We start from the raw sequence: 15,794 nt of genomic DNA on the forward strand, positions 1-15,794 counted from the left end.
AAATGCCTTCGCAATTTGGTCGTTATCAAAATGGCGGTTATTTTTGCGGGTAATACTATTGAACTATCAAAGAAATGAAAGTATATAAAATTGTTGCGTTTGTTGCTTGTGTTGCCTTGCTGAGCTCTTGTGAATACCAAAAGTATAACCACATTGAGCAGTCGGATGTGAATAAGGGGGACAAAGAGATTTACGGCGTAAGTCCTGATTCACTGCCGCGCCAGATGTCATACAAATACGATGCACAGCCTGAGCTTGACACCCGCGTAAACGATATCAGAGCGAAGTTGTACGGTGGTATGACCAACTCTGTGGTGAAGCAATAGCCTCATTTCTTTTAAATTATACCAAGATATCCCTGTTCACGCGGGGATATCTTTTTTTTAGCGCTATTGAATATTTTTAATACCGCCAGTTGCATATTGCCCGTTTGCAAGCGCCCACTCGAGAACTGAAGTAGCGGCTTTTTGAACATTTTTAATTTACTTTACGTATTCGAGGCAGGAAGATTTGATATTATCAAGAAAATAAGTAATTAAAAAATACACAAACATGAATATAGCTTTGGTTACCGGCTCGGCTGGATTGATAGGGAGTGAATCGGTTGCGTTTTTAGCTGATAAATTTGATCTTGTCATCGGTGTTGATAACAATTTGCGTCAATACTTTTTCGGAGCTGACGGAAACACTGAATGGAACCGCAATCGTATCCAGGATGCTTTCGGCAACTACAAGCATTATTCGGCAGATATTCGGGAAGTTAGTCAGCTCGAACCCATATTCAAGGAGTACGGTACAGATATCAAGCTAATCGTTCACGCCGCCGCGCAGCCAAGCCACGACTGGGCAGCACGCGAGCCTTTTACGGATTTCGGTGTAAATGCGGTAGGTACATTGAATATGCTAGAAATGACCCGCCTGCACGCTCCTGAGGCAGTTTTTATATTTACTTCAACCAACAAAGTATACGGCGACAATCCTAATTATCTGCCGCTGGTAGAATTGGAAACGCGCTGGGAGATCGACGAAAACCATCCATATTTTGAAAATGGTATCGACGAACAACACAGCATTGACCATACGAAACACTCCATCTTCGGCGCTTCCAAAGTAGCGGCCGATATTATGGTACAGGAATACGGTAGATATTTCGGCATGAAAACTGCTGTTTTTCGCGGCGGCTGCTTAACAGGTCCAAACCACTCCGGTGCCCAGTTGCACGGATTTTTGGCTTACCTGATGAAATGTGCGATTACAGGCAACCACTACACGATTTTCGGTTACAAAGGCAAGCAGGTACGTGACAATATCCATAGCCACGACCTTGTAAATATGTTCTGGCATTTCTACCAAAACCCACGTCCGGGCGAGGTGTACAATGCAGGAGGCGGCCGTTTTGCCAATTGCTCGATGCTGGAAGCGATCGCATTGTGCGAGCAGATTTCGGGTAACAAACTTTCCTATTCATATTCTGACACCAACCGCATCGGCGACCATATCTGGTACGTGAGCGATCTTTCCAAATTCAAATCCCACTATCCGCAATGGAGCCCGGAATATGGTTTGGTTGAGACACTTACACAAATGCACGACGGCATTTCTTCCAGATTAGGTCTAAAAACTGTTTAATTTTATAGAATCTCCGGAGCCCGCTTCGGAGATTTACTATGTCCTCCCCAGATGTCAGAAAACTTTGTCATTATAATACCCCAATTCAACGACTGGGAGGCGCTGAACCTGCTGATAGAAAAAATAAATGCAGATGTCAGCACTTCAATTCTGGCTAATACCACCTTACTGGTTGTCGACGATTGTTCTTCAAGGTTAAGATCCGTGCCTTTTGCCAACTTTGACGGCAAGGAAATCAAGGTTTTAAGATTATACAGAAACCTGGGACATCAAAAAGCGATCGCAATCGGTCTTTCCTACGTAGCCGAAAATCTGCCGACAGACAAGGTGATCGTAATGGATGCAGATGGCGAAGATGCTCCTTCTGACATCAATAGTCTGGTCAGAAAGTCGCTCGAAGAGCCTGATAAAATCATTTTTGCGGAAAGAAACAAGAGAACCGAGGGGCTGCTATTCAGGTCATTTTATGTTATTTACAAGTTGATATTCAATTTGTTAACAGGAAAAATGATCACTTTCGGGAATTTCAGTCTGGTCCCGAAAAGCAGACTGCAAAATCTGGTACGCGTTTCCGAGATTTGGAACAACTATCCGGGAGGTATTATAAAATCCCGCATTCCCTACGATTCTGTATTGACCAACCGCGCCAAAAGATTGGCGGGCGAGAGCAAGATGAACTTCGTTTCCCTCGTTTTGCACGGTTTGAGCGCAATTTCGGTGATGATCGACACTACCGCAGTTCGGATCCTGATCTTTTCGATGTTCATGTCAGGCGTCGCTATCGCATTCATTTTTGTCATTATATTCCTGAAACTGATCGGCAACGCCACACCCGGCTGGGCTTCGACTCTGGGCAGTACTTTGATGATCTTAATGCTGCAAGCGTTTCTGATTTCCCTTTTTCTGGTGTTTATGGTATTGCAATACCGCTCCCAGCAGCACTTCATCCCCGCGGTACATTACCGGGATTTCGTCGAAAAGGTAGATACGATCAGCTAGCCTATGATTACGTTCGACTATTCCCCAACGGTATACTGGTTAATCGGCTACATACTGGCGGGCGCGGTCGTGATTTCGGCATTTTATAAACCACTTTCCTACAAGATCAGCCTTGTCGCGGGCATTGCATTACTGGTTTTAATGCGTTTGCCGGTCATCGTTTTCAACCGGGAACTCAATCCCGACGAAAGCCAGATGCTGAGTCACGCGATCACATTATTTCAGGATCCGGTCTACTGGCGCTCTGTCGACGGTACGACCATTGGCCCGCTGGACATTTACTGGCTGGTTATTCCCCGGCTTTTGGGTTTCGAGATCAACTACACTTCCGGCCGCATTATGGGCCTGATCAGTTCGGCCGGCGCTTTACTTTTTTTGTTTTTTGCGTTAAAAAACTGGTTTGGCGAAAGAGCGGCACGGCATATCTGGTTGGTCCCTGTTATTCTGCTCTCATTTACGCAGGAAGTCGATTTTGTGCATTATTCCAGTGAACAGGTTCCGGTATTACTGCTGGCGATTTGCGTCTGGCTGCTTTCCAGGATTTCCGTAAATAATGAACATTTCAAATGGAATGCATATTGGCTGGGTTTCGTCGCGGGCGCCATTCCTTTTGCAAAACTTCAGGCAGTTCCGCAGGCGATCGTTTTGGTGCTCGGTGGCTTTTTTTACTGTTATCAGTCTAAAACCAGGAAGGATTACATTCCGGCGATATCACTTGCGCTAGGCGGGCTTACATTTCCCTTCATCGCATTGATCTGGATGCTCGCGTTTGGTGTTTTTCGGGATATGATAGACTTCTATCTGCTCGGCAACGCAGTTTACGCGGGTGGTGAAGGTTTTCTGGGAATACCAGCTCAGTTTCTCGCAATCTTTAAACTGTCTGCTGACTTTCAGGCTTTTACCTATATTTTGGTTCTTCCAATCTTACTAGGGTTAATCCAGATTTTCCGGCCTGCGGACAAGAAATCGTCCGATTTGATATCTCGCTTTACAATACTTTTTTCAGTACTAGCCAGCATTTACGCCGTCACCAAATCCGGAAACGATTTTATCCATTACCTCAATTTTTGCATCATCCCCTGGACTCTACTCGCTGCTTTTGGGATAAAAAAGATCGAAAAATGGGCTATTTTGGTACCTGCTGCATTACTGATCTGGTTTGCGGGAGTTGATGGAGTTAGTTATGTCAAGGAACGGAGGTTGAACAACTTTGATTCAGTCAATGCGCGGACGCTGGCGCAGAGTCCGGTGGTGCAGGAATTGATGAAATACCGGAAAGACAAAGATTATATGGTAGTCTGGGGCTGGCAATGCACCTATTACGTGGAGGCGCAGCTGGCAGAAGGTACCGCCGAAAACCATACCGAGCGTTCTATTTTCGACCTTCCGGTTCGCGAAATCTATCGCAAGAGATTCATGTCTGATCTGGCGCGGAACAAACCTGCATTTATTCTTGACGCAGTAGGAAAAAACAGTTTCTGGGTACAAGACAAAAAAACGCAGGGTATTGGAAGTTACCCTGCGTTAAATACTTATATATTAAATAATTACAAATATATCGGCGATTTCGACGGAACAGATCTATACGTCCGGAGTGATCGCGCTGCTTTGAGATAGCAGATCAGAACCCGCATTCTCGGCGCGGAGCAGATCATTCAATGTGGTTTTGTCCAAAACTGCCAGGTTAGCATCCCGCCACCTTTCAAGCACGGTTCTCAGACTGCAAGTTTCCTCATCCTTACAATCGTCGCAACGACCGTAAAAAAACATCGATACGCACAATGCAGGCGCAATCGGACCATCAATGATCCTTAAAACTTTGGAAAAATTAACTTCTCCGGGAGGTATCCGCAACAAGTAGCCGCCGCCTTTTCCTTTCTGGCTTTGCAGCACACCATTGTTCCGTAAATCAAGGAGAATAGCCTCCAAAAATTTTTTCGGAATCTTCTCTTTTTCAGCGATATAAGATATCAGAACAGGGCCTTTTCCATATTGCTCTGCTAATACTTTCAGAGCTTTCAGGGCGTATTTGGCTTTTTTAGAAATCATTGTTGGTTAATGTGCTCTTTGTTGGGGTGGTTCCGGCTCAAAGATCAGATGGATTCAGAGAATTTTTTACTTGATAAATTCTAAATATCAAACATTTGATCAGAAATCCTAATATTTCAAAACACTAATTCGCCCGGTAATAATTCCTGGATATGGTCTGCGATCTGTTAATTTCTCGGCGGCTTGCCTCCGTTCAATAGTCCCTGCATTCTTTCCAGCGTCTTTTTTTCTCCGCAAAGAGACAGGAAAGCCTCCCGTTCCAGGTCGATCAGATATTGCTCAGTGACCATTTGCGGGTAGCTCAAATCTCCTCCGTTGATCACGTAAGCGAGCTTATTTGCAATTTTCGCATCATGGTCGCTGATGTAGTTCGCCAACCGCATTTGTGCGATTCCCGCCATAAAAAGCGCCATTCCTGTTTTTCCCTGCACCTTAATATCACTGCGCTGCTTGGGCTGCGTGTAACCGTTTTCCGCCAGCTCAATAGCAGCCTGTTTGGCCTCGGCGATCAGGCGTGAGCGATTGAGCACGATCTGGTCTTTTTCTTGTAAGTAATTCATTTCCCTCGCTTCCTGGGCCGATGTGGAAACTTTCGCCTGGGCAATGTTCATGAATGCGGCTTGCAGGATATTCAATTCCGTGTCTCCGGCCTGGTACAGATCAGAACACCGCAGCGCCATTTCCTTGGTACCGCCGCCCGCAGGAATCAGTCCCACACCCAATTCCACCAAACCAATGTAGGTTTCGGCATGTGCTACCACTTTATCTGCGTGCAGATTCAGCTCGCAGCCGCCGCCCAATGCAAGCGAATGCGGCGCAGTAACGACCGGAATAGAAGAATAGCGCGCGCGCATCATCGTTTGCTGGAATTGCGCGATTACCATATTGATCTCGTCGAACTCCTGCTCGATCGCAAACATAAACAGCATCGCGAGGTTCGCGCCGGCAGAATATGCCTCACTGGACTCATTTCCGATCACCAGTCCGCGGAAATCTTTCTCCGCAATACTGATCCCCTTCTGAATACCCTCGATCACCTCCGCGCCCATCGTATTCATTTTGGATTTGAATTCGAGGTTCAATATACCGTCGCCGATATCATACAGGTTAGCGCCTGCGTTTTTCCATACTATGTTGTCCGACAGGTTGCTAAGCAATATAATACTGTCCTGACCAGGGATTTTTTTGTATGATTTAGAAGGAATATCGTAGTAGTGCCGCTTGCCTTTTTCGACTTTATAAAAAGTCTCATTTCCGGCTTCCAGCATTTCGTAAACCCAGTTTGCCGGTTTCAGATTGAGGCTTTCCATGATACCGAGCATATTCTTAACCCCGATCGCGTCCCAGGTTTCGAATAACCCATATTGCCAACCGAAACCTGCCGAAATAGCCTGATCGATCCGGAACACTTCGTCTGAAATCTCGGGAATGCGGAAAGTGGCGTAGCGGAATATGTCGGCAAATGTTTTTCTGTAAAACTCACCTGCTTTATCCTCGCCAGCCAGCAATACCGGAAAGCGTTTCCAAACATCTCCGATGGCCTTCGTACCTTCCAGCGTAGCAAATTTTACCTTGCCCGAAAGCTGGTATTCCAACGTTTCGAAATCAAGCGCAAGAATGACAGATTTCCCTTTTTCGTCTTTGATTTTTTTATAAAAACCCTGACCGGTTTTATCGCCAAGCCACTTATTATCAAATAGTTTCTGCATGACAGCAGGCAACTTGAATGCGTCGCGCGATTCGTCGGTACCTTCGCCGGAAGCATAGAGATTGTTGGCTACGTGGACCGTCGTATCCAGCCCTACCACATCTGAAAGCCGGTATGTACCCGACTTCGGGCGACCCGCAACCGGACCTGTCAATTTATCGACTTCGTCCACGCTCAGTCCCATTTCTTCGGCCACGCGAATCGTCTGGATCAGAGCATATATTCCGAGCCGGTTGGCGATAAACCCGGGGGTATCTTTACATAATACGGTCGTTTTACCCAAAAACAGATCGCCGTAATGCATCAGGAAATCAATTACCTGCTGGTCAGTGTCGGATGTAGGAATTACTTCCAGAAGGCGCAAATACCTTGGCGGGTTGAAAAAGTGAGTACCGCAGAAATGCTTTTTGAAATCCTCGCTCCGGCCCTCGGCCATTAAGTGGATCGGAATGCCGGAAGTATTGGAAGTAATGAGCGTTCCGGGTTTACGCAGCGCGTCGACTTTTTCAAACAAGCTTTTCTTGATATCCAGCCGCTCCACGATCACTTCGATCACCCAGTCATAATTTTTAATATCGACCAGATTATCGTCGAAATTCCCTGTTTTAATGCGGGAGGCAAAGGCCGGGCTGTACAGGGAAGCGGGCGTCGCCTTGATCGTCTGTTGCAGCGAATCGTTGACTATTTTATTTCTGAAAGCAGGATGTTCCGCAGTTACGCCTTTCGCTTTTTCTGCGCCTGAAAGCTCCTTTGGAACAATATCGAGCAAAAGTACTTCCACTCCTATATTTGCAAAATGGCAGGCAATCCTGGATCCCATGATACCGGAACCTAAAACAGCAACTTTACGGATTGAACGATTCATTGGGTAAAGATTTTGGTTTTTAGAATAGTTGTCGCGGCTTAAAACTCTTCTATTTCGCCGTCGCCAGCCTTTAACTTCTGGTTTTCTTCCTCCACCAGCCGGTTAATATCCTTGATCACATCAAAAAATGTGACCAGCTTTTCGAGAGGTATCTTGTCGCGGATCATGGTATTCAGAGAAATCACGCCTTCCCGCGCAAGCTCGCGCTTTTCCTTGCCGAGCTCGGTCAATACAATGCGGACAAAACGCTTGTCATTTTCACTCACTTCGCGCTTGATTAACCCTTTCTCTTCCAGCGCTTTAAGCATTCGGACCAGACTTCGCGGCTCCATGCCGAGCAAAGGTGCGATCTTGGTTGCCGGAGTACCATTTTCAATATCAATATTCAAAAGCACGTAGCCCACCGCCATCGTCGTATCGTGGCGTGCAGCATACGCATTGTACATTCTTGAAATGGAATGCCAGGCCCTTTTTATCTGAAAATCAACCGTTTTCTCTTTGCGCATTGCTCTTGATCTGCTTTACAATATCAGGAAAGCCTCGATCACAAATGTAAAAATCGAAGTAGTATTATGCAAGCATACTATTTTTTGGGTATAAAAAAACGCCCCGCAGTTTACAGCTGCGAGGCGTCTGAATTTGCAGTTATTTCTCGGCGATGAGCTTGTCCATCAGGGTATTAAACTCATTTACGAATTCATCATAGTACTTACCTGTTCCCGGGCCGGAAAAGCCGGTGTGTATCTCGCGTACTTTTCCTTTTTTATCAATAAAAATGGTAGTGGGGTAGGACATTACCTTATTGAGCATTGGAAGCGCTTTCGCAGTCGCTTCGTCGGTGTTAGTACCGGCCAGCACAACAGGATAATTGATCTTGAAACGTTCTATCATCTTGGTAATCTTTGGATTAGATACCTCAGGCTTGTCAGAACGTTCAAAAGATAACCCGATAATCTCTACGCCGCGGTCTTTATTTTTGTCATACCAGGGTGCCAGAAAGTTGGTTTCATCCATACAGTTGGGGCACCACGAACCCATGATCTGAATGATCACCGGCTTGCCTGCAAATTGCGGATCTTTCAGCGACCATTCCTTGCCGGAAACATCAGCAAATTTGAAATCGACACGCTCTGCGCCGGGTTTTATAAAGGTAAGGCTGTTCGCGTCGGGTAATTTAGCATTTGGGTCCAATGTAGCAGTCCACGTGCGCGAGGCTTTCAGACCAGATTTCAGGGAGCCCACCATTTTCCGATCCTGAATAGCTGCTTTGAAAAGCTTTGCATTCGAGCCGTCGAAAGTGGAAAGGAACAGACTATCCCCATTTACACTTCCTGTGAGGTAGCGATAATCTCCGGTTGTAGTTAAAAATGAACCAGTTACGTCGGTGCCGGTTTGGTTCAGGACTCCCAATGCCTGCGTACTGTCGCCGGTTTCTTCGTTGATAAAAACAGTAGCCCATTTACCCGTCACATTTTTGGAGCTCTTTGCTTCACCGGGTTTGAAAAAGGTATATTTTTCACCAAATTTTGCTTCAAAAGGCAGTGAACCTGAAACGATGCCATTTGCCAGTCTGTAATAAACGCCTTTCAAATGTTCATCTTCTGCTTTTGCTACAATTTTAGCATCAAAAAGCTGCATCGTGATCACCAGCGAATCGTTCTCAAAATAAGCGGTATCCATGCTCAGTTTTTCAGCTCCGTTCAATGCGTAAACGTTATACGTTTTTCCATCGGGATTTTTGGAGATATCGAGCAGAAACGGAAGTTCCTGATTGTCACGGCTGAGCGTCGCCCGCCAGATGCCATTTTTCAGATTGGCTTCCGAGGTAGATTTACAGCCGATCTGGAACACTAAAAACAGCAGGGAAACTCCCGAAATGATCGCTCTCATAAACAGTTTGTTATATTGGAAATATAAGTGTAGCAAGAAAATTAAATCCCTGGCCCGGCGCAATTCCTACGGGCTAAAATTGCTAAGTTTGTAACTGCCTCCCGGTAAAAATTAGTTCCTAAAAATAGTCTCTTTTCACAATGGATCAACAAAGTACCTATCACGAACCTGTAATGCTGCAGGAATGTCTTGAAGGATTACAAATCGATCCCACAGGTATTTACGTCGATGTTACTTTCGGAGGGGGCGGGCATTCGAAAGCAATTCTTGAACAGCTAACCACCGGCCGGCTCCTGGTTTTCGATCAGGACCCTGATGCGGCCCGGAATTCAGATATATTAAAAGACGATCAGCGGTTTACATTCATCGCAGCGAATTTCAGGCATTTAAAGCGTTATCTGAAATTACACAAAGCGGAGAAAGTAAATGGTATCCTGGCGGATCTGGGCGTTTCGTCTCATCAGATCAATACTCCCGAAAGAGGTTTTTCAACAAGATTTGAGGCGGACCTGGATATGCGGATGAATCCGGGTATCGATAAAACGGCAAAGGAAGTGCTGAATTCGAGATCGGCGCGGGAGCTGCAACGGATCCTGGGGATGTATGGCGAAGTAACAAATGCAAAAACTGCCGCCGAAGCCATTTTTTCAGCCCGTCATAATACGCCTATCGAAACCGTCAATGATTTAAAGACCCTATTGCTGCGTTTTGCGCCTAAACATCGCGAAAACAAATATTTTGCGCAGGTTTTCCAGGCCTTGCGGATCGAGGTAAACGATGAATTACTGGTGCTGGAAGAGTTTCTTGCGCAGGTTCCGGAAGTGCTGGCGCCCGGCGGAAGATTAGTGGTAATGTCGTACCACTCGCTGGAAGACCGGCTCGTCAAGAATTTTATACAAAAGGGAAAATTTGACGGAGAACTTGAAAAAGACTTCTACGGAAATGTATTAAAACCCCTAAACAGCGTTACCAGAAAGCCGGTTGAGGCGACGCCTGAGGAAGTAGAACGCAACCCACGGGCGCGAAGTGCGAAACTGAGGATCGCGGAAAAGGAAGCGTAAGTAGTTGACTCAACGCATTATAACAAGAAAGAAGCATGGCGGAAAACAAGAAAAGACCAAAGCCAATAGCCCCGAAACCGCCCAAACGTAAACGGGAATATCATCTTTTTAACTGGCTGAATAAATTTTTACCGCTCGATAAGGTATTTGGTGAAAAAGCGCCGGGACGTGAAGAGCGGCTTCCTGTTAAATACTTCTACTATTTTGGCTGGGTGGTGATATTGCTGGTCGCCTATGAAAGGATCGGTTTTCAATCTGAACAATATGTGCGGAACAGTATTAAGCTAAAAAAGGAAGTGGACGATCTGCGTGCCGAATACCATTCCATCCACTCTGAGTATCAAAAGAGCAAGAAACAATCGGTTATTATTGAAAAAGTGAAGGCAGCCGGTCTGGAAGAAAACCTGACGCCGCCAAAGAAGATTTTTGTCAAAGCCGAAGAATACTGAGATCCATCAATCGACTCAATATATCATTTAAAGTAATTTTTTCTTCCCTGTATGAAGAACGAAGTGGAAAGTGGTCAAAACAATAAGAAAGCGCTGATCAACCGGGCGAGGACTGTTGGCTGGCTCTTGTTCCTGTTGGCAATATTGGTATTTGTGAAACTGATCCGGGTACAATATTATGATGAGTTTAAAGGAAAAACGTGGGCTGAATATTCTGCAAAAAATGACCTGAAACTGGACACGATCCCGGCAATGCGCGGTAATATCTACTCCAATGATAAAAGCCTGCTGGCTACTTCCTTACCCTATTATTATATTGGACTGGACACCAAAGTAGCGGATTCTACCTACTTTGATGAGCATATTGATGAACTTTCGTCGCTGCTTGCGAAGAGTTTCGGGGAGCATACGGCCGCTGGTTACCGGAGCAAGATCATGCGGTACCGGGTTAGTAAAACCAAACGTTACCTGCGCCTGAAAAGCCGGGAGATCAGTTACCTGGACCGCGAGAAGGTAAAGAAATGGCCGTTTTTTGCCAAACATAAAAAAGGCGGCGGCGGCAAGTTTGAGACTATTTACAAAAGGTACAAACCTTACAGCCCGATGGCCGACAGGACGATCGGCGGTATTGATGCGAAAAGCGGCAGAGGATATATTGGTCTGGAAGCGAGTTTTGACAAGATACTGGAAGGAAAATCAGGTATTGGCTGGGTGGAACTGGTCGAAGGCGGGATGAAAATTCCAGTTGGTGACGCGCTCAATGTGCAACCGGAGGCCGGTCGCGATGTTTACACCACATTGGATATGAAAGTCCAGGATATGGCTGAGATCGCATTGCGGAGGAAACTGAATGAAATGGATGCGGACTTTGGCTCGGTGGTGATCATGGAAGTAAAAACCGGCGAGATCCGAGCGATGGCCAACCTGACCAAACGCGGCGACCACAAGTATGAGGAAGTGTTTAATTACGCGCTGGCAGGCAGTAATGATCCGGGGTCGACTTTCAAATTAGCCACGATGATGGCGATTTTGGAAGAAACGAAAATGGACCCTGATAAGATCATGGTCAATACCGGAAACGGGGCAATGCGTTTCAGAAGCAATATCATCAGGGATGCACACAGAGGCGGTTTTGGTACAATCACAGCCGCACAGGTTTTGGAAAAATCTTCAAACATCGGAATTGTGCAGCTGATGTTGCGCTACTTTGCCGATAAACCCGATCAGTACCTGAAATACCTGAAACAATTTCACCTCACCACGCCGACGGATATTCAGATGAAAGGCGAAAAGCCGCCGCTGATCCGAGACCGGACTTCCAAGCAATGGAGCAGCTATTCGATGTACTATATGGCGCACGGATATGAAATGCAAATGACGCCGCTGCAAACGCTCGCGCTTTATAATGCAGTCGCAAACGACGGTTACTGGGTGCGGCCTATGATCGTGAAGGAAATCCGGAATGCCGAGGAGCTGGAAGATAAAATGGAGCCTTATGTGGAGGAAAAGCCAATTTGCTCGCCTGAAACGATCCGGAAAGTGAAGAAAATGCTGGAAGGAGTTGTGAACAATGGATTAGCAAAACATATTAAAAGTGATCTGTACAAGATCGCAGGAAAGACGGGAACTGCGCGCAAGCTGATCAACGGGATTTATACAGAAGGTAAAAACTATACTTCTTTTGCAGGTTATTTCCCCGCGGACAAACCTAAATACAGCTGCATCGTTGTGATCGATAACCCGAAAAGCTCCGGAGCGGATTATACCAGGTATGCGGGAAGTGTTGCGGCTCCTGTTTTTAAAGAGGTTGCGGACAGGATCTACGCGTCGGAAGTAGGTATTCAGAAGCCGGTAATAGATTCATTACCAGCAGAATCCAAAGCAGTAATGTGGGCGGGGCGTACTTCCGACCTGAAAGTGATCAGCAAGGAACTCAAACTAACCCCAGCGCCCGAAGATGCCGAATATGCGGCTGCCTCCCTTTACAAAAAGGGCAAAACGAACTGGAAAAAGACAGATCTGGGCTCGAAGGACGTTCCGGATTTGCAGGGCATGGCAATGCGCGATGCGCTGTATCTGCTTGAAAACAAAGGTTTTAGAGTAACCTTTAAAGGATCCGGAAAAGTGGTTGAGCAATCACTGCCGCCAGGCGCCAACCAGAGTGGGGGCAAAACGATACTATTAACTTTACAGTAATTCCATTAATGGAAAGTAACCAGGAAAAAATACTCAACATACTTCTTTCCGATGTGAAAGGCGCCCGCATCACGGGTTCCGATGAAATCAGCATCACAGGCATTGTGCTCGACTCCCGCAAAATCCAGTCCGGGAGTCTTTTTGTTGCGCTGAGGGGTACACAAACCGACGGGCACCAATACATAGCGACCGCCACGGAGCTTGGCGCGGCTGCGATATTGTGCGAAGAGTTGCCTGAGCAAATCAGCGAGCAGGTCACTTATATTCAGGTAGAAGATTCGGCTGCTGCGATGGGATTGATCGCTTCTGCATTTTACGGGCATCCTTCGCGAAAAGTGAAACTGGTAGGGGTTACGGGAACGAATGGAAAGACTTCGGTAGCGACGTTTTTGTTTCAGCTGTTCAGAAGGCTCGGCTACCGTTGCGGGCTTTTATCTACGGTTCAGAATCAGATCGAGGACGAGGTAATCGCTTCCACGCATACTACGCCCGATTCTGTTGCATTAAACCAGTTGCTGGCGCAAATGGCAGCGAAAAATTGCAGCCACGTTTTTATGGAAGTGAGCTCGCACGCCGTAGCCCAGCACAGGATTACAGGGTTGCATTTTGCCGGTGGCATTTTTACCAATATTACCCACGATCACCTCGATTTCCACAAGACATTTGACAACTATATTGCCGCCAAAAAGGGCTTTTTTGACCAGCTGCCCAAGTCTGCATTCGCGCTGGTCAATATTGACGACCGCAGAGGCTCGGTAATGGTACAGAATACCCGGGCGAAGGTGGAAACCTATTCACTTCAGACCCTCGCCGCATTTAAAGGCAAGATCATTTCGGATACGCTTGCAGGTATGCACATGGATGTAAACAACCAGGAAGTGTGGTTCAGGGTGATCGGGCGGTTCAATGCTTATAATCTGCTGTCGGTTTACGGCGCGGCTGTTTTGCTGGGTGAAAAGCCGGAAATCATATTAGTGGAACTCTCAAACCTAAAAAGTCCTCCCGGGCGCTTTGAGCAATTTCATTCTGCCGATGAGATCGTAGGAATTGTGGATTACGCACATACGCCCGACGCATTGGAAAATGTGCTGGAAACGATCGCGCATTTGCGCAGCGGAAATGAGCAGGTGATCACGATTGTAGGTTGCGGGGGAAATAGGGACTCTGAAAAACGCCCGAAAATGGCTGCGATCGCGTGCAAGTTTAGTAATAAGGTTATTCTTACTTCTGATAACCCGCGTTTTGAAGACCCGATGGATATTCTGGCGCAAATGCAAAAAGGAGTGCCGCCTATTGATTTTAAAAAAACTACCACGATAGCCGACAGGCGTGAGGCGATTTTTAAAGCCGGACTTGCAGCAAACCCGGGAGATATTATCCTGATAGCAGGAAAAGGTCACGAGAATTACCAGGATATCCAGGGAGTGAAGCATCATTTCGATGACAAGGAAGTTTTGCTCGAAGTGTTTGAAAAAAGACATTCCAATTAAAAAACGAGTGGCTTTTTGCGTAGTCTTGGAAAAGAACCAAATTTGCAGCCGTCACCCCAATAAGTTTCTTCATGCTCTATTACCTGTTTGATTATTTAGACAAGCACTTCAATATCCCTGGTGCCGGTGTATTCCAATACATTTCATTCAGGGCGTTGGGAGCGACCGTTTTGTCGCTGTTCATTGCGGCGACTTATGGTAAGTCGATCATCAATTTCCTGCGTAAGAAGCAAATGGGCGAGTCGATCCGTGACTTGGGACTAGCCGGTCAGATGGAGAAAGCAGGTACGCCGACTATGGGCGGATTCATTATCCTGGCTTCCCTGCTGATTCCGGTATTACTCTTTGCCAAATTGACCAATGTATACATTGTGCTGCTCATTATCACAGCATTATGGACAGGTTTGATCGGTTTTGTTGATGATTATCTTAAAAAATTCAGGAATAATAAGGACGGGTTACACGGACGATTCAAGATCGTCGGTCAGGTTGGGCTGGGACTGATCGTCGGCGTGACTTTATCTTTTAATGATAGTGTGCGGATCCGGGTTTATGACCAGCCTTTGCTGAGCTCAAATCTGGGTGAAGTGCAGCGGTACCGGGATATCGTACATCCAACTATCACGACCATTCCTTTTTTTAAGAACAATGAATTTGATTACAAAACATTGCTTTTCGGCTGGCTGCCCGAGGAATATACCTGGGTGATCTACACGATCATTGCTATTTTTATTATTACCGCGGTCTCCAACGGAGCCAATATAACCGACGGAATTGACGGCCTGGCTGCTGGTGTTTCCGGCATTATCGCGTTGACGCTCGGTGTGTTAGCTTACCTTTCAGGAAATACCAAATTCTCGCAATACCTGAATATCATGTACATTCCCAACTCGGGTGAGCTGGTGATTTTCTGTGCTGCGTTTATTGGAGCTTGTGTCGGGTTTCTCTGGTATAATGCGTACCCTGCCCAGGTTTTTATGGGCGATACGGGGAGTTTGATGTTGGGTGGAGTAATTGCGGTAGTAGCACTTGCGATCCGCAAGGAGTGGCTGATCCCGATCATGTGCGGGATTTTTATTGCAGAAAACCTCTCGGTTATCATGCAAGTCAGCTATTTCAAATATACCCGAAGCAAATATGGCGAAGGGCGACGCATATTTCTAATGTCACCGCTTCACCACCATTATCAAAAGAAAGGAATCCACGAATCGAAGATAGTAACCAGGTTCTGGATTGTTGGGATTATCCTGGCGATCCTGACGCTGGCAACTTTGAAGTTGCGGTAACCTGCGCCCAGCCCCCAACCCCCTGAAGGGGGCTTACTTTTAATTAGCCCCCTTTAGGGGGTTGGGGGAATTATTACTAATACCGCGTCCCTGGCCTAGTCACTAGCCGTCGGCTTAGCCCTTCGAGTCACTAGCCGCGGCTTAAGCCCTTTTAGTCACTCGCCGCCGGCTT

13 protein-coding genes are annotated in these 15,794 nt (G+C 46.4%); 9 read left to right on the top strand and 4 right to left on the bottom strand.

Features of this window, described 5'->3' with window-relative positions:
* The first annotated feature begins 74 nt into the window (after positions 1-74).
* The 4 genes from KOD92_RS24010 (at position 75) to KOD92_RS24025 (ending at position 4,245) form a co-directional block, all read left to right on the top strand.
* Positions 75-326 carry a hypothetical protein gene (locus KOD92_RS24010; RefSeq protein WP_215236160.1) on the top strand — a complete coding sequence of 84 codons (252 nt, stop codon included), beginning with the start codon at positions 75-77 and terminating at the stop codon, positions 324-326.
* A 226-nt stretch (positions 327-552) separates the two neighbouring features.
* The gene (locus KOD92_RS24015) at positions 553-1,629 is read left to right on the top strand and encodes an NAD-dependent epimerase/dehydratase family protein (protein ID WP_215236161.1); all 1,077 of its coding nucleotides are present in this window, start codon (positions 553-555) and stop codon (positions 1,627-1,629) included.
* Positions 1,630-1,680: 51 nt separating this feature from the next.
* Positions 1,681-2,628, top strand: a complete 948-nt coding sequence (locus KOD92_RS24020) for a glycosyltransferase (RefSeq protein ID WP_215236162.1) — start codon at positions 1,681-1,683, stop codon at positions 2,626-2,628.
* Positions 2,629-2,631: 3 nt separating this feature from the next.
* Complete coding sequence (locus KOD92_RS24025; protein ID WP_215236163.1) at positions 2,632-4,245, top strand: hypothetical protein; 1,614 nt, start codon at positions 2,632-2,634, stop codon at positions 4,243-4,245.
* On the opposite strand, the gene KOD92_RS24030 is transcribed toward KOD92_RS24025, so the two are convergent.
* The 4 genes from KOD92_RS24030 to KOD92_RS24045 all read right to left on the bottom strand — a co-directional run bounded on the left by KOD92_RS24030 (position 4,210) and on the right by KOD92_RS24045 (position 9,140).
* Positions 4,210-4,677, bottom strand: coding sequence for an RrF2 family transcriptional regulator (locus tag KOD92_RS24030; protein ID WP_215236164.1), 468 nt, complete (start codon positions 4,675-4,677; stop codon positions 4,210-4,212). The two genes, KOD92_RS24025 and KOD92_RS24030, sit on opposite strands and share 36 nt — an antisense overlap.
* A 167-nt stretch (positions 4,678-4,844) precedes the next feature.
* Positions 4,845-7,250, bottom strand: a complete 2,406-nt coding sequence (locus KOD92_RS24035) for a 3-hydroxyacyl-CoA dehydrogenase/enoyl-CoA hydratase family protein (RefSeq protein WP_215236165.1) — start codon at positions 7,248-7,250, stop codon at positions 4,845-4,847.
* Positions 7,251-7,288: 38 nt separating this feature from the next.
* Positions 7,289-7,756, bottom strand: a complete 468-nt coding sequence (locus tag KOD92_RS24040; RefSeq protein ID WP_215236166.1) for a MarR family winged helix-turn-helix transcriptional regulator — start codon at positions 7,754-7,756, stop codon at positions 7,289-7,291.
* Between the two features lie 139 nt (positions 7,757-7,895).
* The gene (locus KOD92_RS24045; RefSeq protein WP_215236167.1) at positions 7,896-9,140 is read right to left on the bottom strand and encodes a peroxiredoxin family protein; all 1,245 of its coding nucleotides are present in this window, start codon (positions 9,138-9,140) and stop codon (positions 7,896-7,898) included.
* Positions 9,141-9,280: 140 nt separating this feature from the next.
* On the opposite strand from KOD92_RS24045, the gene rsmH reads away from it, so the two are divergent.
* The 5 genes from rsmH to mraY all read left to right on the top strand — a co-directional run bounded on the left by rsmH (position 9,281) and on the right by mraY (position 15,622).
* Entirely contained in the window at positions 9,281-10,201 is a 921-nt protein-coding gene (rsmH, locus tag KOD92_RS24050; protein WP_215236168.1) for a 16S rRNA (cytosine(1402)-N(4))-methyltransferase RsmH, read from the top strand.
* A 35-nt stretch (positions 10,202-10,236) separates the two neighbouring features.
* A complete protein-coding gene (locus KOD92_RS24055) occupies positions 10,237-10,650 on the top strand; it encodes an FtsL-like putative cell division protein (protein ID WP_215236169.1) in 414 nt (137 codons plus the stop codon).
* Positions 10,651-10,701: 51 nt separating this feature from the next.
* Complete coding sequence (locus KOD92_RS24060; protein WP_215236170.1) at positions 10,702-12,846, top strand: penicillin-binding protein; 2,145 nt, start codon at positions 10,702-10,704, stop codon at positions 12,844-12,846.
* An 8-nt stretch (positions 12,847-12,854) separates the two neighbouring features.
* Positions 12,855-14,336 carry a UDP-N-acetylmuramoyl-L-alanyl-D-glutamate--2,6-diaminopimelate ligase gene (locus tag KOD92_RS24065; protein WP_215236171.1) on the top strand — a complete coding sequence of 494 codons (1,482 nt, stop codon included), beginning with the start codon at positions 12,855-12,857 and terminating at the stop codon, positions 14,334-14,336.
* A 71-nt stretch (positions 14,337-14,407) separates the two neighbouring features.
* Positions 14,408-15,622, top strand: a complete 1,215-nt coding sequence (gene mraY, locus KOD92_RS24070; protein ID WP_215236172.1) for a phospho-N-acetylmuramoyl-pentapeptide-transferase — start codon at positions 14,408-14,410, stop codon at positions 15,620-15,622.
* Positions 15,623-15,794: the final 172 nt, after the last annotated feature.

The organism is Dyadobacter linearis, assembly GCF_907165045.1.
Taxonomy (GTDB): Bacteria; Bacteroidota; Bacteroidia; order Cytophagales; family Spirosomataceae; genus Dyadobacter; species Dyadobacter linearis.